Consider the following 23,666-nt stretch of genomic DNA (forward strand, 5'->3'; position numbering starts at 1 on the left):
TGGGCAGGGTTGAGCGCCGCTTCCGGCGCGCCGGAGTCACCGAGGGCGGAACAGGAAGGGCACGGAGAAGACGCGCTCCTCCGCCGTCAGGCCGGGCGGCGGGGTGGGGAAGGGCGACGCCTTGCGCACCGCGGCCAGGGCCGCCCGGTCCAGCGCCTCGTCGCCGCTCGACGCCAGGATGGAGGCGTCGAGCACCTCGCCCGCCGTGCCGAGGGTCAGCTTGACGGTGGCCTGCCCGCCGCCGACCACCTTCTCCGGCTTGTGCCGCCCGATCCAGGCCCAGACCTGCGCCCCGTAATCCACCATCGCGCCCCGGCTCGCCGAGACTGGCTCGACCGCCGCCGCCGCGTTGCGGCCGGCTCCGGCTTCGGCGGGCGGCGTCGGTGATGGGTTCGGACCGGGAGCGGCCTGCGGTTTCGGCGCCGCCTTGACGGGCGGCTTCAGCGCTGGCTTTGGCAGCGGCTTGGGTGGTGGTGGAGGGATAGGTTCCGGTGCAGGGTCCGGGGGCGGTTCCGCCACCGGGGGGGCCGGTTCGGGGATGGGCTCCGGTTCCGGTTCCGACACGGGGTCCTGCTGCGGCTCGCTTTCCGGCTCGCGTTCGGGTTCGGGCTCCGCTGTCGGCGGCGGGCCGTTGTCCGCCTCGGACGCCACCAGCATCACCTCGATCACCGGGGTGATGGTGTCGTTGAGGCTGACGGCGCCGGTCTCCTCCGTGACCGTGCCGGGGGCCGCTCCGGCGGCGGACAGGAGGACGGCCAGGACGCCGGCGTGCAGCGTCCCGGACAGGGCGAGCGCCCCCAGCGGCCGGCGGGCCGGCTGGGGACGCTCATGCAGGCGGATCGCGCGCAAGGCGGGGGCCTCGTCAGCCGGCCTTCATCAGAAGGCCATGGTCAGGCCGAGGTTGAAGGACCGCCCCATGCCGGCCAGCGCGCCGATCGGCTGGCGGTTGCCGCTGGCGCGGAAATCGCCGTAATCGACGCCGCCCAGCGGCAGGTAATACTGGGCGTCGAACAGGTTCTCGATTCCGACGTCGGCGCGCAGGTTGCCCCAGACGTAGCTGGTGCGCAGGTTGACCAGGGCGTAGCTGGGGGTTTCCGGCTCGTTCCGCCCGGAATCGACCAAGAACTTGCGCCCGACCATCTGGAACTCCAGGACGCTGCTCCAGTCGCCCAGCCGGTGGCCGAGGTCGATCGTCCCGTTCAGCGGCATGATGTGATAGAGATCGCGCCCGGTGTCGAGGTTGCGGCCGCGGACGTAGCTGACCACGGCGCCCACCGTGAACTCGCCCAGCCGCTCGTCCTGGTGGACGATGCTGCGGCCCTCGGCGTTGATGCCGTACAGCTCCGCGGTGTGGTTGGCGAAGCGCAGCTGGACGAAGCCGTTCGACAGGGTGCCGATGCGGTCGGCGTCGATGAAATTCTCGACGTGCGAATAATAGGGCGTGACCTTGACCGACCAGCGCTTGGCCTCGGCGTCCTGCCAAGCGGCGGTGGCGCCGACCGTGTAGGCGGTCTCCGGCTTCAGGTCCGGGTTGCCGACATAGCCGTTGGCGTCGCCGTACCATCCGATCATCGTGGAGGACATGCCCCCGGTGCCCCAGGCGAACCGCTCGTACAGGTTGGGCGAGCGGGTCTTGCGGGCGAAGCCCAGCTCGTAGCGTTCCGACGCGGACGGCGCGAAGCGGAGCAGCGCCGTGGCGTCGACGTTCACGTCGGTCTTGGAGCGATCACCCCGGTTGAAGGCCGTGGCCGCCGCCGCGTCGGGATTCGCCATGCCCATACCCATGCCCATGCCGATCGGGTTGGCCCAGGAGTAGGGCTGGACCGGTCCGTTCTCCATCCACACCACGTCGTTGCGCACGCCGAGCAGCGAGGTCCAGGCCGGGGTCCAGCGCTTCTCCCATTCGGCGAAGGTGCCCAGCCGGTCGCGCCGCGCGTCGTTCAGGTTCACGAAGGTCAGCGGCGACATCATCGCCGCCCCGGCGACCGGCGGCCACCAGTCGTCGATGCGGTAGCGGACCAGCTCGTTGCCGACGCGCAGCGTGTCCTGCGCCGACAGCGGAACCTCCGCCGAGACGGCGTAGCCCATCTCGTGCGAGTCCGTGTTCATCGGCATGCCGCCGCGGTCGGCGCCGCCCTTGTCGTGCAGGAAGTTCATGGCGTGGACGGTGCGCTGCCAGAAGGCCCGGCCGTCCAGCGTGCCCCAGTCGAATTCGCCTTTGTAACGGCCGTTCAGGGTGGTGCCGCGGTTCAGCGTCATGTCCATGCGCTGGTTCGCGAAGCCGGAATAGGGCGAATACTGGTAGCCGCCGGACAGGGTGATCTCGTGCCCGTCCTTGCGCGCGCTGGCCGACAGCGCGTGGTTCTGCACGTTGTAGAGGGTGGAGCGGACCTTGTCCCCGTTGCCGTCCTCGTAGTCGTCCGCCCGGCTCCAGGCGCCGGTGTAGCGCAGGCTGAAACGCTCGGTCGCCGCGGTGGCGGTGCCGGACAGGGTGGTGCCGTTGCCGTTCGAGCGGTAGACGGTGGATAGGCTGCCCTCGCCGTGGATGGGCTCGCCGGGCTGGGCGTAGACGGGGGGCTTGCTGGTCACCGAGACGGTGCCGACGATGCTGTCGCCGCCCTTGCTGACCGGGGTGACGCCGGCGATGGCCTCGATGGCGCCGATGACGGCGGGGTCGGCGTAGGACAGCGGCGCGTTCATGTGGTTGGCGCAGGCGGCGGTCATCGGCATGCCGTCGACCTGGACGCGCACGCGGTCGTCGGCCAGACCGTTCAGCGCCGGCAGGCTGGAGAAGCCGCCCGCGCTGTAGAGCGATACGCCCGGCAGGCTGCGCAGAAGCGCCGCGGTGTCCGGGCTGGCGAGCTTGCGGCTGGCGATCTCGGCGGCGTCGAGCGTGCCGGCGCCGAGCGGCCGGGACAGGCCCTTCTCCGGTGCCGTGGCGGCGGGTGCCGTTTCCGTCTCGACCGGGACGGCGGGCAGGGCCTGTGGAATCTGTGCCTGCGGGGTTTGTGCCTGGGCCGGCAGCGCGCTCAGCGCGGCGAGGACCGCCGTCAGAAGGGCGGTGGAGGCGAGGAGGCGGTTGGACAAGCGGGGGGCGTTCGCCGCGGAGGCGGCGGTGGACAGGCGAATCATAAGGCGCTCGTTCTCGAATCGGACGAGGGAAGATCGACGCAGCCGTGCCGTTCCGCCCGGCCGTCGATCCGCGCGACAATCGGCGCAAGGGATCGGGACCGGCGGGTCGCGGTGCGAAGGCTGGCGTGAGGGATGGGGTGGGCACGGCCGGGAGGGCCGCGCCGCCGGGCTCAACAGCCGGGCGCGGCGATCACAGGGCGCGTGCCGAGGATGGTCAGACGAGAGCCGGAGGTGCTCGGGCTTTCAGCCGCGACAGGAACCAGCCGGCGGCGATGTGCTGGCCGGGCAGCCCGATGGAGCTGTGGGCGACGACGGAGACCGGCAGCACCACCGTCAGAAGCGGCGGCGGCGCGGTGAGGCCGGCGACCAGCCCGCAGACCGGGCAGTCCTCGCCCATGGACAGAGTGGGCTTGCCGTCCGGAAGCAGGGATTCAGGAGGAGGGCCGTCGGGGAGGGCGATAGAGGCCATGCCCTGCGGCGTGCAGATCATGACCGTTTCGCCGGTCGCGGCGTTGGCCACCGGAATCAGGAAGGCCCAGCCGAGAAGCTGCAGAAGCAAAGCGACCCCGCCCGCCATCACGGCGGCGCGGCCCAACCTGCGTCCGATGCTTCCAAACAAAGCCGGCATGTTCCGGGCGAACCCCTTTATCCGAGCAAGGGGTTAGGCTAATCGGACTAAGCCGAAGGAACAAGGGACCATTGGTCGCACCCCCGCACCGGCGCGCAACCCCAGGAGGGCAAAATCAGGAGGGCAAAACCTCGCCCAGCGCCCCGGCCAGATCGGCGGGCAGCACCGGCTTGTGCAGCAGGCGGCAGCCGAGCGACATCGCCTCGCGCAACCGCTCCGGGGCGGTGTCGCCGGTGATGATGATGCCCGGCACCGGCCAACGCTGGCGCACCAGCTCGACCACCGAGCGTCCGGAATCGCCGCCCGGCAGGCGGTAGTCGGTCAGCACCACATGGGGGCGCCGCAGGCCGGGCAGCGCCGCGGCCAGTTCCCCCGCCGAGGACACGGCGACCACCCGCAGCCCCCAGCGTTTCAGCATCATGGTCATGCTGCGGCGAACCTGCTCGTCGTCCTCCACCAGCAGCACCGTGCGCCCTTTCAGCCGCGGCTCCCGGTTGGCGACCGGGACCACCACGGCGCCGGCCTCCGGCTTGCGGGCGTAGGGCACCGTCACTGAGAAGACCGAGCCCACCCCGACCCAGGAGCGCAGCGTCACCTCCGTCCCCAGCAGGCGGGCGATGCGCGACACGATGGACAGTCCCAGCCCGAAGCCCTGGGTGGCGTTGCGCTCCGGGTTGTTGAGCTGGCGGAACTCCTCGAAGATGGCCTCGCGGGCGTCCTCGGGGATGCCCGGCCCGTTGTCCCACACCTGGAACTCCACCCCGTCCGCCCGGCGGCGGCAGCCCACCAGCACCCGCCCCTTGGCGTCCGTTTCCTTGGAGTGGCCGTGCGCGATGGCGTTGGACAGCAGGTTGCGCAGCAGCCGTTCCAGCAGATGCGGGTCGGTGCACACCGCAAGGCGGCTGGGCCGGCAGCGCAGGTCGATGGACGAGGCCTCGGCCACGCCGCGGAACTCCTCGGCCAGACGGGTCATCAGCGCCGTGGGGGAGAAGTCGCTGACCGACACCTCGATGACGCCGGCCTCCAGCCGGGACAGGTCGAGCAGGCCGCTCAGCATGCCGTTCAGGCTGTCGATGGACGCCTTCAGCCGGTTGAGCGATTCCTGGGCGATCGGGTCAGAGCCGACCGACCCGAGCAGGACATGGGCGTAGAGGGCCGCCGCCTGGATCGGCTGGCGCAGGTCGTGGCTGGCCGCGGCGAGGAACTTGGTCTTGGCCCGGTTCGCCGCCTCCGCCGTCTCCTTGGCTTGCTTGAGCTGCTCCTGCGTCCGCTTGCGCTCGGTCACGTCGCGGAAGATCACGGCGATCCGGCGCTGCTCGGGGGCGCCGACCTTGAAGACGTAGAAGTTGATCCATTTTTCCAGCGGCCCGGCATACAGCTCCGTCCGCGTCGATTCACCGTCGCGCGCCGCGCGGCCGAACACCTCGTACCAGTGGTCCTCGAAGGCCGGGCTGATCTCGCGCAGCCGCCGCCCGACGAAATCCTCCCCGGCCATGCGCCGCGCCGCGGGATTCATCTCCAGATACAGCACGTCCACCGGCCGGTCGCCGTCGAACAGGACGTCGGCGAGGAGGAACCCCTCGTCCATCGCCTCGAACAGGGTGCGGAACCGCCGCTCGCTCTCGGTGAGCTGGGCCGTGCGCTCCTCGACCCGCTGTTCCAGAGCGGCGTTGGCCTCCTCCAACTCCTCGGTGAGAACCTGAAGCTCCTCGTAGGAGGTCTGGAGTTCTTCCGACAGATGGTTTTCGTCCCGACGGAGCGTGTTCAAGCGCTGGTCGGAATCGGCCAGGGCGTCGAGCAGCTCCGCCCGGCGGGTTTCCGACGCGATGAGGCGTTCGCGCAACGCGGCGATCTCATGCCGCTGCGCGGTCATCTCCTCTTCGATCTGAATCCGGTCGGCCGCGAGAAGGCGGGCTTCCTCCTGCGCGTCCTCCGCGGTCACCAGGGCCTGTTCCAGGCTCCGGTCCAGCTCTGCGATGCGCTGGAGCAACACGTCGCGCTCGGACTCGCGCGTCTCGTCCCCCGCGCGGATGGATGCTGATCTGTCCAAGCTTCCCCCTCGCTGGGAACGAATGATTGCACAGACCGCACAACACGGCGCGCATGAAAAAGTTATAGGACCAAAGCCGGAATTTCTCGGTCAACACGCTGTTGTCACAGCGCATACACAAACTGTTGTTTCCGACCCATGGATAAGAGGGACATCCTGGCCATCGGGGCCTCTGCCGGCGGTATCACCGCCTTGCGGAGGCTGTTCGCGGGGATGCCGCGCGACGTGACGGCCACGGTCTTCGTCGTTCAGCACATCGGCGCGACGCACAGCGTGCTGCCGGTTCTGCTGTCGCGCGCTGGCTGGCTTCCCGCCTTCCATCCCGAGGATGGGGAGCCGGTGCGGGAGGGCTGGATCCACGTCGCCCCGCCCGATCACCATCTGCTCGTCAGGAACGGCTGCGCGCTGGTGCGCCGCGGCGCGCGGGAGAACCGCTGCCGGCCGTCCATCGATCCGCTGTTCCGGTCGGTGGCGGTCGCCTACGGCGTGCGGGCGGTGGGGCTGATCCTGACCGGCACTCTGGACGACGGGACCGCCGGGCTGCGCGCCGTGAAGCGTTGCGGCGGTCTGGCGATGGTGCAGGATCCGGACGACGCCGAATGGCCGGACATGCCGCGCAACGCCATGCGGAACGTCTCCGTGGACGCCTGCGCCCCGCTGTCCGACCTGCCGGCGCTGCTGGCCCGCCGGCTGGCCGAACCTTGCGGCCCCCCGGTGCCGGTTCCCGACGACATCGCGATGGAGGCGCGCGTCCCGGAGAACGAGTTCGACGCGGTGCCGGAACTCACCGCCTCCGTCGGCAAGCCGAGCACGCTGAGCTGCCCCGATTGCGGCGGCAATCTGGTGGAGATCGAGGACGGGCCGTTGCTGCGCTTCCGCTGCAAGGTCGGCCACGCCTACGGCCCCGCGGCGCTGGCCGAGTCCCATCGGGAGTCGATCGAGCAGGCCATCTGGGTCGCCCTGCGCACCCATCAGGACCGCGCCATCATGTTCCGGCGCCTGGCCGGGCGGGCCCGCGAACATGGACATCCCACCGTCGAGGCCAACTGGACCCGGTCGGCGCAGGAGGCCGAGCGGACCGTGGCGATGCTGAAGGAGGTGTTGTCGAGACAGGGGCAGGAATTGGCGGGCAGCCTGGCCGAGGAAGGAGAGGATTGATGGGACGAACTCCAGCCGATGCGGAACGGGCAAAGGCTGGGGTCCCATGACGGATGGCCCCCTGATCGTGATCGGTGCGTCGGCGGGCGGGCTGGAGGCGCTGGAAGCCCTGGTCCGGGACCTGCCGCCCGATCTGCCGGCGGCGGTGTGCATCGTCCTGCACATCGGCGACCGGCCCAGCGCGGCGCCATTGATCCTCGACCGGGCCGGACCACTTCCGGCCAGCCACGCCATCGACCGGGAGCCGCTCCGCGCCGGCCGCATCCATGTGGCGCCGCCGGATTGCCATCTGGTGGTGGAAGCGCCCCGGTGCCTGCGCCTGTTGCGCGGACCGCGCGAGAATGGCACCCGGCCCGCCGTCGATCCGCTGTTCCGGTCCGCCGCGCGGGCCTGCGGGCCGGCGGTCATCGGCGTGGTGCTGTCGGGGGCGTTGAACGACGGCACGGCGGGCCTTGCCGAAATCAAGCGGCGGGGCGGCGTCGCCATGGTGCAGGACCCCACGGACGCGCGGTATCCCGGCATGCCGCGCAGCGCGCTCGACCACGTCGCGGTCGATCACTGCGTGCCGGCGGCGGCCATGGGTGCGCTGCTCGGCCGGCTGGCCGCGGAACGCGATGCGGACGCCGCACCGCCCGCGGCATCCAAGGAGGCGCCTATGGAAGGCATATACGATTTGAACAGGCCGGCTGCCTTGACCTGCCCGGATTGCGGAGGGGCGCTCCGGGAGACCAAGGTGGACACGCTGCCCTACTTCACCTGCCACATCGGCCACCGCTACGGCGCCGACAGCATGGAGGAGGCGCAGCTCCACATGGTTGAGCAGGCGTTCGAGGTGGCGTTGCGGGCCTTGAACGAACGTGCCGCCCTGTGCCTGCGCCTTGCCGAGACGGCGCAGGGCATGGGGCAGGGGCTGTCCGCCAAGCGGTGGGACGAGGCCGGGCGCGAGGCGCGCGAGCGCGCGGAGTTGTTGATCCGCTTCCTGGGCGAGGAGTGGATTCGCCCACCTTTCCACCCCGGAAGCGGCGGCGCGCCCGACCGGTTCTGACCCGCCCTTTATACTCGGCCCCTTTCCCGGCTCCTTACTCCACCTCCGCCTTTTCGCCGCCCTCGGCGCCGAGATGCTGGCGCTCGGTGGTGTCATGCACGATGGCGACGAGGATCGGCGGCTGTTCCCCGCCGAAATGCTGAAGGCAGACCTCGACCGGATGGGGGCCGCGCTGGCTGCCCTGCATCACCGTCTCGAAGACCACCTCCTCCTTGTCGCCCGAGAGAAGAGGCGCCACGAGCGCCCGGAACCGCTCCGCCGGCACCTCGGGCATCAGGTCGTGCACGGCCAGCTGCTTCAGATGCTCCAGCTTGTAGCCCAGCTTGGTCTCGGCGCCGCGGTTCACCAGCAGGAAATGGAAGCTGGACGGGTCCAGGAAATAGACCTCGTTCAGGGATTCGCCGATGATCCGCCCGAGATAGCCGGCGAAGGCCTCGGTCCGGGTCTGTTCGGTCACGTCCTCGATGATCAGGACGACGCCGCGGGCCTCCCGCGCCTCGTACAGTAGCGGGGAGAGCCGGACCCGGCAGGTCACCGCGCGGCCGCGCCGGTCCACGGCGTTGAGCATGACGGGCGTCTGCGGCGCCTCGCTGTGCAGGACCCTCTCCAGATCGAGGCGGAGCCGGTGCACCGGCAGGCCGATGTCGAGGTCGAGGAACTCCTCGTCCTGCACCTCCTCGGCGCGCAGGCCCCACATGTTCTCGCCCCAGCGGTTCCAGGAGCGCACGCGCAAATTCTGGTCCAGAACGATGATGCCCACGTCCATGCTGCGCAGGATCGATTCCGAGTAGCGGCGGAACTCCCCGGACTCCTCGCCCTGGCGGCGCAGCTCCTCGTTGGCGACCTCCAACTCCTCGTTGGAGCTTTGCAGCTCCTCGATCGTCGTCTCCAGGCTCTCCTGGGCGGCTTCCAGCTCCTGCTGCACCTGGAAATGCCGGCTGGTGTCGGTGAAGCCCAGCAGCGTGGCGAAAGGCTTGCCGTCGCGCCCGTAGAGCAGGGAAATCTCGATGCTCAGGCGCATCGGCTCGCCCGGCGGGCGGGCGAATTCCTGATGCTCGATGCGCACCACGCGCCCGGTCTTCTGCACCTCCTCGATGCGCGAGCGCAGCTCCGCCGGGCGGTAGGAGATCGACAGGTCCTGGAACGGGCGGCCGATGTCGATTTCGCCCACGTCGAGAAGGCGCCGGGCCATGGCGTTGGCGAAGACGAGGATGCCGTCGCCGTTGACCGACAGATAGGCGGTGGCGCTGCTGTCCACGATGCCTTCCATCAGCCGGCTCTGGAAGCTCTGCCGGTGGTTGTTGTGCTCCGGCGCGATGGTCAGGCTGCCGCCCAGGCTGCGCCGCCATTCCTGCGGCACCTTGCGGAAGATGCGGCTCTTCAGGTTCACCGGCTCGAACATCTTGGAGCGGGCGAGCTGGGTCTCCGCCTTGCCGAGGAACAGGACGCCATCGCTGGTCAGCGCGTAGTGGAGGCGCGGCAGCACGATGTTCTGGGTGTCGCTTTCCAGATAAATCAACAGGTTGCGGCAGACCAGCAGGTCGATGCGCGAGATCGGGGCGTCGGTCACCAGATTGTGCCGCCCGAAGATCACGCATTTGCGCAGCTCGCGCTGGAAGACGTAGTGGTTGTTGGTGCGCTCGAAATACCGCTCCAGCAACGGGGGCGGCACGCTTTCCACGTCACGCGGCGAGTAGATGGCGTGGCGGGCGGTGTTCAGCGCCGCGTCGTCCAGATCGGTGGCGTAGATCTTCACCCGGTTGATGAAGGCGTCCTTGCCCAGCGCCTCGGCGAGCAGCATGGCGAGGGAATAGGGCTCCTCCCCTGAGGCGCAGCCGGCGCTCCAGATGCGGATGGGATCGCGGTCGGAACGCTGCGCCAGGATCTGCGGGACGACGTCCTTCCGTAGCACGTCCCAGGAATCGGTGTCGCGGAAGAAGGAGGTCACGTTGATCAGCACAGTGTTCAAAAGATGGATGAATTCCTGCGGGTCGGCTTCCAGCAGGCCGTGATAGGCGGCGAAATCCTCGCAGCCGGCCTCCTCCATCCGGCGGCGGATGCGCCGCTGCAGGCTGGTGCGCTTGTAGCCGCGGAAATCGAGGCCGCGGCTTTCCTGGATGTAGCGGATCAGCGCCTCGAATTCGGGGTCGGCGGGGTCCTTGGCGCTGGTTTCCTTGCTGGACATCTCAGTGTGCCTCGTCCCAGTTGCCGCCGATGCCGGCCTCCGCCACCAGCGGCACGCCAAGCGTCGCGGCCCCCTCCATGACCTGCCGCACCAGGGCGGCGGCACGTTCGGCCTGATCCTCCGGCGCCTCGAACAGCAGTTCGTCGTGCACCTGGAGCAGCATGCGCACGTCGTCGAAGCCGGCCTCCTTCAGGGCGCCGGGCACGCGGGCCATGGCGCGCTTCATGATGTCGGCGGCGGTGCCCTGGATCGGCGCGTTGATCGCCTGCCGTTCCGCGAAGGCGCGGCGGGCGGCGTTCTTGTCGTGGATGCCGGGGATGTAACAGCGCCGCCCGAACAGAGTCACCACATGGCCGTTCTGGCGGGCGAAGGCCTTGGTTGCCTCCATCCACACCTTCAGCTCGTGGAAGCGCTCGAAATAGGCCTTGATGAAGGCGTTGGCCTCGCCCGGCGCGATGCCGAGCTGGCGGCCCAGCCCGAAGCCGGAAATGCCGTAGATGATGCCGAAGTTGATCGCCTTGGCCTTGCGCCGGATCTCCGAGGTCATCTGGTCCAGCGGCACGCCGAAGACCTGGCTGGCGGTCGCCGCGTGAATGTCGATGCCGTCCTGGAAAGCCTGTTTCAGAGCGGCGATGTCGGCCATCTCCGCCACCAGCCGCAGCTCGATCTGCGAATAGTCGATGGAGATCAGCTTGTGGCCGGGAGCGGCGACGAAGGCGCGGCGGATCTTGCGGCCCTCCTCGGTGCGGACCGGGATGTTCTGCAGGTTCGGGTCGGTCGAGGACAGGCGGCCGGTGTTGGTCGCCGCCATGGCGAAGGCGGTGTGCACCCGCTCCGATCCCTCGACGATCTGGGCCTGGAGCGCGTCGGTGTAGGTGTTCTTCAGCTTGGCGAGCTGCCGCCAGTCGAGCACGCGCTGGGCGATGACGTGGCCCTGCTCCGCCAGTTCCTCCAGCACGCTGGAATCGGTGGAATAGGCGCCGGTCTTGCCCTTTTTGCCGGTGCCGAGCTTCATCTCGTCGAACAGGATCTCGCCGAGCTGCTTGGGCGAGCCGATGTTGAAGCTGCGCCCGGCGTGCTGGTGGACCTCCTTCTCGATCTCCGCCATGCGGACGGCGAGGTCCTGGGACAGGCGGGCCAGCGCCGCCCGGTCCACGCGGATGCCGCAGGATTCCATGTCGGCGATCACCGGGACCAGCGGGCGTTCCAGCGTCTCGTAGACGGTGACCATCCGCTCGTCGACCAGCCGCGGCTTCAGCGCCCGCCACAGGCGCAGCGTGATGTCGGCGTCCTCCGCGGCGTAGGCCAGCGCCTTGTCCAGCGGCACGCGGTCGAAGGTGATCTGGTTCTTCCCGGTGCCGCAGACCTCCTTGTAGGGGATGGTCGTGTGGGCGAGGTGCAGCTCCGCCAGCTCGTCCATGCCGTGGCCGTGGGCGCCGCCCTCCAGCACGTAGGAGATCAGCATGCTGTCATCGACCGGCGACACGCGCACGCCGTGGCGGGCGAAGAGCTGGTGGTCGAACTTGAAATTGTGCCCGATCTTCAGGATCGCCGGGTCCTCCAGCACGTCCTTCAGGGCCTTCAGCGCGTCCTCCGCCGGGATCTGCTTCGGCGCTTCCGGCGTCTCGAAGGACAGCTCCCCGCTGGCCGCGGCGTTGGGGGCCTGATGCGCCAGGGGGATGTAGCAGGCCAGCCCCGGCTCGGTCGCCAGCGAGATGCCGACCAGCGTCGCCGTGGCGGGGGTCAGCGAGTTGGTCTCGGTGTCCACGGCCAGGACGCCGGTGGTGCGGGCGCGCTCCAGCCAGACGGCCAGGGCGTCGAGGTCCTGCACCAGCTCGTAGCGCTGCTCCACGTCGGTGGGCGGGGCGGGGCGGCTGCGCGGGGCGGCGGTCTCCGCCGCCGGGGCGGGGAGGGGGTGGCCGTCCTGGCCGGGCCGGCGGATGGCGTGGCGGAGGGGACCGCGCCGTCGGCGATGGTGCCGTCCTTGCGCATCTCCGCCTCGACGCGGCTGACGATGGTGCGGAAGCCCTGGGCGCGCAGGAAGTCGATCAGCTTCTGGTGGTCGGGCTCGCGGACGCGCAGCTCCTCCAGCGGCTTCGGCGGCGGGGCGTGGTCGTCCAGCAGGACGAGGCGGCGGGAGATCCGCGCCTGCTCCGCGAAGTCGATCAGCTTCTGGCGGCGGGCCGGCTGCTTGATCTCGCCGGCGCGGGCCAGCAACGATTCCAGATCGCCGTATTCGGTGATGAGCTGGGCGGCGGTCTTCACGCCGATGCCCGGCACGCCCGGCACGTTGTCCACGCTGTCTCCGGCCAGCGCCTGGACATCCACGACCCGGTCGGGGGCGACGCCGAACTTCTCGAACACCTCGTCGGGGCCGATGGGCTTGTTCTTCAGCGGGTCGAGCATGCGCACGCCGGGGCGGACGAGCTGCATCATGTCCTTGTCGGACGACACGATGGTGACCTCGCGCCCGGCCTCGTTGGCCAGCCGCGCGTAGGTGGCGATCAGGTCGTCGGCCTCGTAGCCCTCCAGCTCCAGGCAGGGCAGGCAGAAGGCTTCCGTCGCCTCGCGGATCAGGGCGAACTGGGGCTTCAGCTCCTCCGGCGGCTCGGGGCGGTGGGCCTTGTATTCGGGATAGAACTCGTTGCGGAAGTTCAGCCGCTTCGAATCGAAGACCACCGCCACGGCGGACGCCTTCAGGTCGGCCAGCAGCTTCAGCAGCATGTTGGAGAAGCCCAGCACCGCGTTCACCGGCGTGCCGTCCGGGCGGTTCAGCATCGGCAGGGCGTGGAAGGCCCGGAAGATGAAGCCCGACCCGTCCACCAGATACAGGCCGCTGCCGTCCCCAACGGGCGCGGGGGCTTCGGTGGCGGTCTGGAGCGTGTCGGTGGTCTTTTCGTCGGACATGATGCGGCCTCTTCCCTTTGGGGCGTTACCATGGCCGAAGGCGGCCCGAGAGTCGAGCGCGCCCGACGCCGCCGAAGGGCGGTCGTGGAGGGCCGGACTCTCAGTCGCCGGTTTCGCTGTTTGGTGCGGCGACCGGCTTGGATTCGGGGGAGCCGCGCTCGCGCAGGTAGATGCCAAGCACGACCAGAACCCCCATGGACAGGAACTCGCTCTGCCAGTTCTGGAAGCTCTCGTACCAGAATTCCGGATCGGCGAGGGTTTCCCCCATGGTTTTGGTGGGCTGGTGATGCCACGCCGCCTCTTCGTTCGAGCGCCGCGTGCTGCCCGCCAGATGCAGGACGAAGGACATCACGAACAGCGTCACCAGCGCGATGCTGAGCGAGTGGGAGTAGAGCCGCAGCAGCAGGCCGCCCCGGTGCACCGGCCACGGCGCGTCGGGATCGCCGCGCCGCCGCTCGGGCGCCTCGTCCTCCGGGTTGGCCTCTCCCGGCTTCTTGGATTCCGAGGAGCCCTTCTGGACCAGGATGGCGGTCAGCAGCACATAGACCGACATCTGGAGAAACTCGCTCTCCCAGTTCTCGAAGGTCGCCGACAGGAAATGGCCGGTGGTCAGATAGTCGAGGAAGCCGATGGGCGGCTGGGCGTGGAGGCGAAGCTCCTCCGCCAGGGCGCGCCACCCGGCCAGCACCTGTCCGACGATCGAGACGAGGAACAGCCCGAACAAGGCGACCGACAACCCGTTGTCCCGCAGGAAGCGACGCATATGCTGCACCTTGATTCTGACGCCACGGATTCCGATGCCACGCCCTGGCCCGTTCAACGCTTGGCCGGGCAAGAGGTTTCCCCGCCGCCCCCGAAGCCTCGCCAGGAACCTTGAAAGGCGGGGTCCTGTTGATTGCAGGCTCCACACAACAACCTCTGGTCCATTTCCCATGAACCACTCTGTCGCCGGAGCCATCGCCGGGCTGGCCGGCACCGTCGCCATGACGGCGGCCATGCGCGCAATGTTCCGCGCCCTGCCGGAGAAGGACCGTTACCCCTTGCCGCCGCGCCTGATCACGGACCGCGTCGTCGGCCCGACCGGCGTGATGGACGCGATGGACGAACCGGAGCGCCGCGACCTGACGCTTGCCCTGCATTACGGCTACGGCGCCGCCGCCGGGGCGCTGTATCCGGCGGTCGCGCGTCGGATCGGCGGGCCGGCGGCGTTGACGGGGGTCGGCTACGGCCTTGCGGTCTGGGGCGCCAGCTATCTGGGATGGATTCCGGCGATGCGCATCCTGACCCCCGCGACCCGTCATCCGCCCGCCCGCAACAGCCTGATGCTGGCCGCCCATGTGGTGTGGGGAGGGGTGACGGGGGTCACGGCCGCGTATCTGATGGGAGCAGGGGAGGAGCGCCGATCCGCTGCGGAGCCGATGGAGGGCGCTCGCGACCATGCCCCCGCCGTCCGGGAGCCGGCTTGAGACCTGTCGCCAAAGGACGCTGGTTTTGCGGGTCTTGTAACAGCCGATCGACAACCTGGCCGATCGACAACCTGATGGTGCGGCTCAAATTGCCAAGCATGCGTTGACTTGCTATAGGGGCCTTACCTCATCCCCGCAGGGGCCGGTCGTCCGCGATGCACACCTTCAGCACCACCGTCACCCGGCGCGCCCTTCTGATGCTGATTGCCGCCGCGTTGGCGCTGCTGGGGATCGTCGCGACGTCGGGATGGCTGGCGGACAGCACGCGGCAGTTTTCGGGGTCCGTCAGCCGGATGACCTCGCTACGGGTCGCCGCCGGGACGCTCCTCAGCCAGTTGCAGGACGCCGAGATCGGCCAGCGGGGCTATCTTCTCACCGAAGACCGTCAGTATCTCAAGCCCTACGAGACCGCCACCACCGCGGTCGACACCACGATTGCCCGGCTGCATGACCTTGCCGGCGGAAACACCGACGCATTGCGCATCGTGGACCGCCTCGCCGTCCTTGCCGCCGACAAACGGGAGGAGTTGGCGCAGACCATCGCGCTGATGGAAGCCGGCCGCCGGGACGAGGCTCTGGCCGTCGTGCGCACCGGTCGCGGCATGATGCTGATGGACGATGCCCGGCGCTCCCTCGCCGATCTCATCACCCCCGCCGACGCCCAACTCGACACCCAGCTGTCCACCCTGATCGGGCAGGCCAGAGCGTCGGGTTGGGTGGCCAACCTGGGGGGCCTGTTCATCGTGCTGGTTGTCGGCGGCGCCGTTTGGATCGCGTTCCGCTACGCGCAGGACCTCATGCGGGCGCAGAGCGCGATCCAGGCGCTCAACGACACCCTGGAGCAGCGCGTGTCGGAGCGGACGAAGGAACTGCAACGGGCCAACGACGAAATCCAGCGCTTCGCCTACATCGTCAGCCACGACCTGCGTGCCCCGCTGGTGAACGTGATGGGCTTCACCGGCGAATTCGAGGCGGGCCTGGCAAGCGTGCGTGCCCATCTCGACCGCCAGCCGGCGGACGGCGATGACGCCGTGGCGTCAGAGGCGCGACGGGCGGTGGCCGAGGACATGCCCGAGGCCATCGGCTTCATCCGCGCATCGACGTCGAAGATGGACCGGCTGATCAACGCCATCCTCGCCCTGTCGCGCCAAGGTGGCCGGACGCTGAACCCGGAACCCGTCGCCATGCGGGCTCTGCTGGAAAGCGTGGTCGCCAGCTTCCGCCACCAAGCCGGCGAACAGCACTGCACCATCGACATCGAGGGGCATCTGCCGGTCCTGGTGTCGGACCGGCTCGCGCTGGAGCAGGTGTTCGGAAACCTGCTCGACAACGCGATCAAGTATCTCGATCCGGCGAGGACGGGACGGATCGCCATCCGTGGGCGGGTCGAGGACGGTCGTCTGGTCTTCGACGTCGTGGACAATGGGCGCGGAATCCCGCCTCAGGACCACGAACGGATCTTCGAGCTGTTCCGCCGCTCCGGCGTGCAGGATCGCCCCGGAGAGGGGATCGGGCTGGCCTATGTCCGGACGCTCATCCGGCGCTTGCAAGGCGAGGTTGCCGTCGAATCGGTGCCTGGACAGGGCAGCGTCTTTCGCATAAGCCTTCCCAGAAGCCTGACCCAGCTTTCGGAGAAGCACGTCCATGACGCATGACACTCAGTCGGCGTGCATCGTCCTGATCGAGGACGACGAGGGACATGCCCGGCTGATCGAGAAGAACATCCGTCGCTCCGGCGCGACCAACGACATCGTCTCCTTTACCGACGGCACCAGCGCGCTCGCCTATCTGTTCGGTCCGGACGGAACCGGGCAGGCAAGCATGGGGCGGGCGCTTCTCATCCTCCTGGATTTGAACCTTCCGGACATGACGGGCATCGATATCCTGGCGAGACTCAAGGCCAACCCCTGCACGAAGCGCTTCCCCGTCGTGGTGTTGACCACGACCGACGACCGGCAGGAAATCCAGCGCTGCTACGATCTCGGGGCCAACGTCTACATCACCAAGCCGGTGAATTACGAAAGCTTCGCCGCCGCGATCCGGAAACTGGAACTGCTTTTTTCGGTCATGCAAATTCCCGAGGCGGTGGCATGACCGACCCGGCCGTCCGCCTCCTCTACATCGACGATGACGTCGCCATGGCGCGGCTGGTGCAACGGAAGCTCGAGCGGCGCGGTTACATCGTGGAGTGCGCAAAGGACGGCCAGGAGGGGTTGAGCCGGCTGGAGTTGGGCGGCATCGCGGTGGTTGGGCTGGATCACGAGATGCCCGGGGTGACCGGGCTGGACATCCTGCCCATCCTGCTGTCGCGCGACGATGCGCCGCCGGTCGTCTACGTCACGGGTGCGGGGGACACGCGGGTGGCCGTCGCGGCGCTGAAGGCCGGCGCGGACGATTACGTCCCCAAGGAAGCCGGGGAAGAATTCTTCGATCTGCTGGCGGCGGCCATCGAGCAGTCCCTGGAAAAGGCGCATCTGCGCCGGGAAAGGGAGCTTGCGGAGCGGGAGGTGCGTGCCGCGCGGGACCGCGCGGAGTTGCTCCTGCGAGAGGTCAACCACCGCGTCGCCAACAGCCTGGCTCTGGTTGGAGCCTTCATACAGATGCAGAAATCCGGCCTGTCCGACCCCGAGGCCCGCGCCGCGCTGGGCGAGACGCAGGCGCGCATCATCGCGATCGCCGGTATACATCGAAGCCTCTACACCTCCGACGACGTGCGCTCGGTCCGGATCGACCTGTATCTGGAAACGCTGCTCGCCGGAATGCACAGCGCGATGGCGACCCGACACCCGGACCGCTTCAGCGTCGTTGCCGATGCGGTGTCGGTGCCGACCGACAAGGCCGTGTCCCTGGCGGTGATCGTGACCGAGTTGGTCACGAACGCCTGCAAATACGCTTACCCGGACGGCCGGATCGGCAGCATCCGTGTCCGGGCGACCGCCGCCGACGGGCATCTGTCGGTGAGCGTGGAGGATGACGGTGTCGGCTTCTCCCGTGACGACGCTCCGCAGGGAACCGGCCTGGGCACGCGGATTGTCCAGGCGATGGCGACCAGCCTGGGAGCGCAGCTGAATTACGACAGGCGGCATGCTGGCACCTGGGTGACGCTGACGATGCCATTTCAGCCGATGTGAGGATTCCTGCCGAGGCTTCTTCCGCGCCTGACACGCTGCTGACACAACGAAAAAAGGCCTAGCGCGCATTGCGGCTAAGCCTTTGAAATCGCTGGCGGACCCGAATGGATTCGAACCATCGGCCTCTGCCTTCGGAGGGCAGCGCTCTATCCAGCTGAGCTACGGGTCCATCATCAGCGGAGGCGCACCATAGCGAAAAGCCTGACCGAGTGCAAACACTCCTTTCGACATTTTTTCACACCCCGCCGGGGCCACCCATCCGTGCTTACTTCGCGGCCAGGAGGCTGCGGTTGCGGTCGGCGCCGCTCGCCAGGGGCTGCTTGGGGTTCTCGATCCAGGCGGCGATGTCGTTGACCACCACCTGACCCTTCAGGTCGCGCAGCAGCATGTGCCAGCCGTCGGGATACACCGCCACCACATGCCGCCCACCGGATTCGAACTCCTCGACCGCGCGGTTGACCGGGGTCTTCGGCAGCACCTCCTCGTGGGCGCCGTAGAGCACCAGGGACGGCACCGACAGATGGCCGCAGGCGGCCAGGGCCGTGCCCATCAGGTCGGTCAGCCCGTCCAGCGCATCGACGCGGGAGCCCTTGATGACCAGAGGGTCGCGGCCCAGCGCGCGCAGCATCTCGATGTTGTCCGACGCCTGGATCTTCAGATCCTTCGGCGGGTGCACCACCATCCCCGGGACCGTGTTGTAGCTGAGCCAGAGCAGCGCCCTTGGGAAGAAGCCCATCGCGTCGCGGCCCCAGACGGCGGGGGCGACCAGGATGGTGCCGTTCACCGTGGGCGGATTCGGGCCGGTCATCGCCGTCAGCACCACCGCGCCGCCCATGCTCTCGCCCATCAGATAAACCGGCAGGCCGGGATGGCGGGCGTGGATTTGCGAGACGGCCGCCTTCAGATCGGCAACCAGCGTGTCGGTCCCCGGCCAGATGCCGGTGTTCCGCGTGGCGCCGAACCCGCGCTGGTCGTAGGCGTAGACGGCGATCCCCCGCGCGGCGAGGCTGCGACCGGCCCCGTCGAAGGCGTTGGAGTAGTCGTTGTAGCCGTGCAGGGCCAGGACCGCCGCCCGCGGCGCCCCGCCCTCGGGCAGCCAGCGCCGCAGCGGCAGTTCGAAGCCATCGGCGGCGATCAGGGCGCTGTCGGTCAGGGCCGGCTGGGTCACGGGCAAACCCATCGGCTGATAGGCCGCGGTGCAGCCGGACAGCAGAAGGCCGATCCCGACGATCAGTTTCGCCATCCGGCCGGCCGCCCTACGCCGCATCGTGCGCGATCTCCTTCCGGGCGTGCGCGCCGCCGGTCAATTGCAGGAAGATGTCCTCCAGGTCCGATTCCTCGGTGCTGAGATCGACGACCCCCAGCCCCGCCCCGGCCAGGGCGGCGAGGATGCCGTCCACCCTCTGGCGGCTCGGCTGGTAGCGGACGATCAGGCGCCGCGGCTCGGCCAGTTCGGCAGTGAAGGCGGACAGTTCCGCCGGCACGGCGTCCAGGTCGCGGTCGACCAGAACGGTCAGCGCCTTGGCGTCCACTCGGCGGAGCAGCGTCGCGGTCGGCTCGCAGGCCACCACCGTGCCATGGTTGATGATGGCGATGGAGTCGCACAGCTCCTGCGCCTCCTCCAGATAGTGGGTGGTCAGCAGCACCGTCGAGCCCTCGCGGTTCAGCTTGCGGACATGCTCCCACAGTTGGATGCGCAGTTCCACGTCCACGCCGGCGGTCGGCTCGTCCAGCACCAGGACGGGCGGGGTGTGGACCATCGCCTTCGCCACCATCAGCCGCCGCTTCATGCCGCCCGACAGCGACCGGGCGTAGGCGTCGGCCTTGTCGCGCAGCCCCACGGCTTCCAGCAGTTCCTCGGTCCGGCGCTCGGCCTTGGGCACGCCGTAGAGGCCGGCCTGAAGCTCCAGCATTTCCCGCGGGGTGAAAAAAGGGTCCATGTTCAGTTCCTGGGGGACCACGCCGATCGACGCCCGCGCCTGGCGCGGATGGGCGTCGATGTCGGTTCCCCAGATCGACACCGTGCCGCCGGTCTTGTTGACCAGCCCGGCCATGATGTTGATGAGCGTCGACTTGCCCGCCCCGTTCGGCCCCAGCAGCCCGAACACCGCCCCGCGCGGAATCGCCAGGTCGATGCCCTTAAGAGCTTGTTTCGGGCCGGCCTTGCCGGCCGCCTGATAGGTCTTGGTGAGGCCGCGCACCTCCACGGCGTAGGCGGGGACGGCGTGGGTGGGCAAGGTGGCGGCGTTCAGCGGGGCGTGCGCAACCATGGAATCGAAAGGGCCTTTCCGGTCGTGCCCCGAGTCCGAACCCCCGGGGGCGATCACTGTCCAATCACTTGATCCGTCCGGCGCGTTGGGTATGATCCGACCCCGCGCGCGTGCCTCATTCGGTGGGCATCTTAACGATGGCGTTAACGCGCGCGTGTGTCAAAGTGGAGGATGTCTGCCATGCAGCCAGTTGAAACGATCGAAGTCGAGACCCTGACCGTCGGGTGCGACGGTGGCGGCGGCGCGCTCGGCCACCCGCTGGTCTATCTGACGCTGAGCGCCGAGGGGAAGGTCGAATGCCCCTACTGCTCGCGTCACTTCGTCCTGAAGGAAGGCGCCAAGACGGGCACGCACGGGCACTGAGCCCGGCGGCGCCTCTTACAGGGCGGAAATCCCGCGCACAGCAAGGGCCGGAGCGATCCGGCCCTTTTTGTTTGCCGGCGGTTCGAACCGGTGGTTCAGCCCAATTTTGTGGCCTTTTCTGTGGCCTTTCCGCCACCCGACGCTGTGGCGATGCAACGTCCGGGCGGGATGGGTCATATGCCTCTTTTATTGCAATTGTGAAAAATATAAAACGAACCGCCTTGACGCGCGTCGCGATCCGCCTTCTACTTTTTTGCGGCGCAAAAGAGGCGTCCATCGCAATTGCCCGCTCAGGTCCTTCGCATGCTTTTTCCTGAGGCCAACGCTCTCGCGCCAGATGAGGCCCGGTCCATGAGCCAAGAGACGGAAGAGCAATACAGAAGTATTTTCGAGAACGCGGTCGAAGGTATTTACCAGACCACGGTGGACGGGCGTTATCTGCGGGTCAATCCGGCGCTGGCGCGGATCTACGGCTACCGGTCGCCGGCCGACCTGATCGACAACCTGACGGACATCGCCGGCCAGCTCTACGTCGACCCCGGCAAGCGTGAGGCCTTCGCCCGCCTGATGGCCGAGCGCGACGTGGTGCAGAGCTTCGAGGCGCGGGTCTTCCGTAACGACGGCTCGATCATCTGGATCTCGGAGAACGCGCGCTGCGTGCGCGATCCGCAGGGCCGCATCCGCTACTACGAAGGCACCGTCCAGGACATCACCGAGCGCAAGCAGCATGAGGAGAAGATCCGCCTGCTCGCCACCGTCTTCGACAGCGTGGCCGACGGCATCCTTATCGTGGACCCCGACCTGTCGGTACAGGCGGTCAACCCGGCCTACGAGGTGATGACCGACTTCCAGCGGGAGGCGCTTCTCCACCGCCCGCTGGTGATCTTCGCTCCCGGCTCGCACGAGCGCGCCTTCATCGACGACATCTGGCGCACCGCCCGCACGGAAGGGCGCTGGCAGGGCGAGGTGACCAGCTTCCGCCATTCCGGCGACGCCTTCGCGGCCTCGTTGTCGGTCACGGCGGTGCGCGCGCCGGGCGGTGCGCTGGAGCATTACGTGCTGACGCTCGCCGACATCAGCCAGCGCAAGTATCAGGAACACCAGATCCGCTACCAGGCCAGCTTCGACCGGCTGACCGACCTGCCCAACCGCTGGCTGGTCTGCGAGCGGCTGGAGGAGGCCATCGCGCGCGCCCAGCGCATGCGCACCAAGGTCGCCGTGGCCTTCCTCGACCTCAACCGCTTCAAGCAGGTGAACGACACGCTGGGCCACCACGCCGGCGACGACCTGCTGAAGCTGGTGGCGAAGCGCCTGCGCAACTGCACCCGCGTGTCCGACACGGTGGGCCGGCTGGGCGGCGACGAGTTCCTGATCGTGGCGCCCGACGCGATGGACCGCGCCTCCGGCGCCCGGCTGGTCGAGAAGGTGCTCTATTCGATGGGCGAGCCCTTCGCCGTCCACAACCAGGAACTGTTCTGCGGCGCCTCGATCGGTGTCGCCTTCTTCCCCGATGACGGCGAGACGGCGGACCAGCTCCTGCGCAACGCCGACCTCGCCATGTACCACGCCAAGCGCAACCCGGAATGCAAGTTCGTCTTCTACGAGGCGGGCATGCGGGAGCGCACCGGCTTCACGTTGGGGCTGGAAAGCGACCTGCGCCGCGCCGCCGCGACCGGCGAGGAGTTCGCGCTGCATTTCCAGCCCAAGGTCGACATGCCGCAGCGCGGCTTCCACCGGGTGATCGGGGCGGAGGCGCTGATCCGCTGGCACCATCCGGTGCGCGGCCTCGTCAGCCCGGCGGAGTTCATCCCGCTGGCCGAGGAGACCGGCCTGATCTGGGAAATCGGCGCCTGGACCCTGAGGGAGGCCTGCGGCCGGCTGGCCGGCTGGCTGGCCGCCGGGCTGGACATCGCCTCGGTGTCGGTCAACCTGTCGCCGCGCCAGTTCCAGGACGCGCGTCTGGTGAACTTCGTCCGCGACGTGGTGGAGCGCAGCGGCGTGCCGCCGGAGCGGCTGGAGTTGGAGCTGACCGAGGGCGCCATGATCGGCGACATCGAGAAGGCGGTGACCATCCTGCACGGGCTGAAGGGGATCGGCATCCGCCTGTCCATCGACGATTTCGGGACCGGCTACTCCTCGCTGGCCTATCTGAAGCGCTTCCCCATCAACACGCTGAAGATCGACCGCAGCTTCGTCCGCGACATCGTGCAGTCGGCCACCGACCCGGCCATCGTCAACACCATCGTGAATCTGGCCGACAGCCTGGGCTTCGACACCATCGCCGAGGGGGTGGAGACGGAGGAGCAGGCGGACATGCTGCGCCGCCAGCGCTGCACGCGCATCCAGGGCTTCCTGATCAGCCGCCCGCTGGATGTGGACGCCTTCCAGCGCTTCCTGGTTGAGAACGCCCGGTAGAGTGGCTCCCCGGCCGGCCGCTGTCCGATTGGAGCGGGCCGGCGGGAAGCCGCGCCCCGTCAGTTGCCGAGCTTGTTGGTGTCGAGCACGATCATCGCCACGCCGATCTTCTCCTTGCTGGCCGGGTCGAGCACGGGAACGCTGACCTCGGTCAGCATGGCGTTCGTCTCGGCGTCCTTCTCCGGGTCGGTCATGTAGAGGTCGGAGCCGCCGCTGTAGACCTTCTGCCACTTCGGCTCGTCGCCCTGCCAATAGTCGGAGGTGCCGCCGGTCTGGGCCACGTTCAGGCCGCGGTTGTCCATCAGCAGGATTTCCACGATCCGGCCGTTGCTCTTGTCCGTCACCTCCTTCAGGCGCTTGGTCACGGCGTTGGCGGCGATCTTGTCATAGGTCGGGTTGGCGGACTTGGCCTTGGCCGCCGCCTTCCAGTCGTTGTCCATGGCGTCGATCTTGGCCTGGTCGAGGCCCTTGTTCTGCGCGTTCTGGGCCTTGACGGCGTCGACCACCGCCGGATCGGCAAGCCAGGTCTGGGTCTGCGGGCTCACCGTCTTGCGGACGTTGGCTTCCAGGGCGGGGTCGGCGGCGTAGGCCGGCAGGGTGCCGAGCATGGTCAGGACCGCCGCGGTGGAGAGCAGCAGGGAAAAGCGTTTGGACATCGATTCCTCCCAAGGTTGATCCGCCCGCGGGCCGTCTTTGCGGCCTGTGCTCCGTGGGCGCAGAACCATAGGTCCCGCTTCATCCCGACCGTCAGAGGAATGCGCGATTTATTCCGTTTAGCGGAAAATCAGTGAGACTAACCATTGTTGTCCTTGAAGCGCCCTGCGGGGATTTCCTTGGGTCGGGCCATCGTGGCGTCACGGCCAAAGAAAAAGGCCCTTCCCCCGGCTGGAGGAAGGGCCTTTCCGGTCCGGCGGCG

The 23,666-nt window shown here is 68.5% G+C and carries 17 protein-coding genes, 1 tRNA gene and 1 pseudogene; 8 read left to right on the top strand and 11 right to left on the bottom strand.

Going from position 1 to position 23,666, the window contains the following annotated elements; all coding sequences use genetic code 11:
* Positions 1–36: 36 nt before the first annotated feature.
* The 4 genes from ABAZ39_RS30300 to ABAZ39_RS33580 all read right to left on the bottom strand — a co-directional run bounded on the left by ABAZ39_RS30300 (position 37) and on the right by ABAZ39_RS33580 (position 5,810).
* Positions 37–849, bottom strand: coding sequence for an energy transducer TonB family protein (locus ABAZ39_RS30300; protein ID WP_040138016.1), 813 nt, complete (start codon positions 847–849; stop codon positions 37–39).
* A gap of 27 nt (positions 850–876) precedes the next feature.
* A complete protein-coding gene (locus ABAZ39_RS30305) occupies positions 877–3,132 on the bottom strand; it encodes a TonB-dependent receptor (RefSeq protein ID WP_040138018.1) in 2,256 nt (751 codons plus the stop codon).
* Positions 3,133–3,346: 214 nt separating this feature from the next.
* Positions 3,347–3,727, bottom strand: a complete 381-nt coding sequence (locus ABAZ39_RS30310; RefSeq protein ID WP_051658753.1) for a DUF2946 family protein — start codon at positions 3,725–3,727, stop codon at positions 3,347–3,349.
* Positions 3,728–3,875: 148 nt separating this feature from the next.
* Positions 3,876–5,810 (bottom strand): ATP-binding response regulator, encoded by a 1,935-nt coding sequence (locus ABAZ39_RS33580; protein WP_051658754.1) that lies wholly within the window; start codon positions 5,808–5,810, stop codon positions 3,876–3,878.
* Between the two features lie 138 nt (positions 5,811–5,948).
* On the opposite strand from ABAZ39_RS33580, the gene ABAZ39_RS30320 reads away from it, so the two are divergent.
* Positions 5,949–6,968: a chemotaxis protein CheB gene (locus ABAZ39_RS30320; RefSeq protein WP_040138020.1), complete on the top strand. Its 1,020-nt coding sequence runs from the start codon at positions 5,949–5,951 to the stop codon at positions 6,966–6,968.
* A gap of 46 nt (positions 6,969–7,014) precedes the next feature.
* Positions 7,015–8,013 carry a chemotaxis protein CheB gene (locus ABAZ39_RS30325; RefSeq protein ID WP_051658755.1) on the top strand — a complete coding sequence of 333 codons (999 nt, stop codon included), beginning with the start codon at positions 7,015–7,017 and terminating at the stop codon, positions 8,011–8,013.
* Positions 8,014–8,047: 34 nt separating this feature from the next.
* On the opposite strand, the gene ABAZ39_RS30330 is transcribed toward ABAZ39_RS30325, so the two are convergent.
* The 3 genes and pseudogenes from ABAZ39_RS30330 to ABAZ39_RS30345 all read right to left on the bottom strand — a co-directional run bounded on the left by ABAZ39_RS30330 (position 8,048) and on the right by ABAZ39_RS30345 (position 13,868).
* Positions 8,048–10,198 (bottom strand): CheR family methyltransferase, encoded by a 2,151-nt coding sequence (locus tag ABAZ39_RS30330; protein ID WP_040138022.1) that lies wholly within the window; start codon positions 10,196–10,198, stop codon positions 8,048–8,050.
* 1 nt (position 10,199) lies between these two features.
* A pseudogene (gene polA, locus ABAZ39_RS33585) lies at positions 10,200–13,105 on the bottom strand (DNA polymerase I).
* A gap of 100 nt (positions 13,106–13,205) precedes the next feature.
* Positions 13,206–13,868 carry a DUF6766 family protein gene (locus ABAZ39_RS30345; protein ID WP_040138026.1) on the bottom strand — a complete coding sequence of 221 codons (663 nt, stop codon included), beginning with the start codon at positions 13,866–13,868 and terminating at the stop codon, positions 13,206–13,208.
* A gap of 169 nt (positions 13,869–14,037) precedes the next feature.
* Between ABAZ39_RS30345 and ABAZ39_RS30350 the strand changes: the two genes are divergently transcribed.
* The 4 genes from ABAZ39_RS30350 to ABAZ39_RS30365 all read left to right on the top strand — a co-directional run bounded on the left by ABAZ39_RS30350 (position 14,038) and on the right by ABAZ39_RS30365 (position 17,702).
* On the top strand, positions 14,038–14,571 hold the full coding sequence (locus ABAZ39_RS30350; protein ID WP_051658756.1) for a hypothetical protein: 534 nt from the start codon (positions 14,038–14,040) through the stop codon (positions 14,569–14,571).
* A gap of 155 nt (positions 14,572–14,726) precedes the next feature.
* Positions 14,727–16,226, top strand: a complete 1,500-nt coding sequence (locus tag ABAZ39_RS30355; protein WP_040138029.1) for a sensor histidine kinase — start codon at positions 14,727–14,729, stop codon at positions 16,224–16,226.
* Positions 16,216–16,665: a response regulator gene (locus ABAZ39_RS30360; protein ID WP_040138031.1), complete on the top strand. Its 450-nt coding sequence runs from the start codon at positions 16,216–16,218 to the stop codon at positions 16,663–16,665. Before ABAZ39_RS30355 ends, ABAZ39_RS30360 begins: the two co-directional genes overlap by 11 nt.
* Positions 16,662–17,702: a sensor histidine kinase gene (locus tag ABAZ39_RS30365; RefSeq protein WP_040138033.1), complete on the top strand. Its 1,041-nt coding sequence runs from the start codon at positions 16,662–16,664 to the stop codon at positions 17,700–17,702. Before ABAZ39_RS30360 ends, ABAZ39_RS30365 begins: the two co-directional genes overlap by 4 nt.
* Before the next feature lie 92 nt (positions 17,703–17,794).
* Here the strand turns inward: ABAZ39_RS30365 and ABAZ39_RS30370 are convergent.
* From ABAZ39_RS30370 to ABAZ39_RS30380, 3 genes are all read right to left on the bottom strand, one after another.
* Positions 17,795–17,871 (bottom strand) — tRNA-Arg (locus ABAZ39_RS30370).
* A gap of 96 nt (positions 17,872–17,967) precedes the next feature.
* Positions 17,968–18,945, bottom strand: coding sequence for an alpha/beta hydrolase (locus tag ABAZ39_RS30375; protein ID WP_081863447.1), 978 nt, complete (start codon positions 18,943–18,945; stop codon positions 17,968–17,970).
* Between the two features lie 13 nt (positions 18,946–18,958).
* Entirely contained in the window at positions 18,959–19,972 is a 1,014-nt protein-coding gene (locus tag ABAZ39_RS30380) for an ABC transporter ATP-binding protein (protein WP_040138035.1), read from the bottom strand.
* A 180-nt stretch (positions 19,973–20,152) separates the two neighbouring features.
* On the opposite strand from ABAZ39_RS30380, the gene ABAZ39_RS30385 reads away from it, so the two are divergent.
* Both ABAZ39_RS30385 and ABAZ39_RS30390 read left to right on the top strand, forming a co-directional pair.
* Positions 20,153–20,335: a zinc-finger domain-containing protein gene (locus ABAZ39_RS30385; RefSeq protein ID WP_014199832.1), complete on the top strand. Its 183-nt coding sequence runs from the start codon at positions 20,153–20,155 to the stop codon at positions 20,333–20,335.
* 351 nt (positions 20,336–20,686) lie between these two features.
* A complete protein-coding gene (locus ABAZ39_RS30390; RefSeq protein WP_040138037.1) occupies positions 20,687–22,750 on the top strand; it encodes a putative bifunctional diguanylate cyclase/phosphodiesterase in 2,064 nt (687 codons plus the stop codon).
* A gap of 59 nt (positions 22,751–22,809) precedes the next feature.
* Here the strand turns inward: ABAZ39_RS30390 and ABAZ39_RS30395 are convergent, their stop codons facing one another.
* On the bottom strand, positions 22,810–23,406 hold the full coding sequence (locus tag ABAZ39_RS30395) for a PDC sensor domain-containing protein (RefSeq protein WP_040138038.1): 597 nt from the start codon (positions 23,404–23,406) through the stop codon (positions 22,810–22,812).
* Positions 23,407–23,666 lie beyond the last annotated feature (260 nt).

It is taken from the genome of Azospirillum argentinense (assembly GCF_000632475.1).
GTDB lineage: Bacteria > Pseudomonadota > Alphaproteobacteria > Azospirillales > Azospirillaceae > Azospirillum > Azospirillum baldaniorum.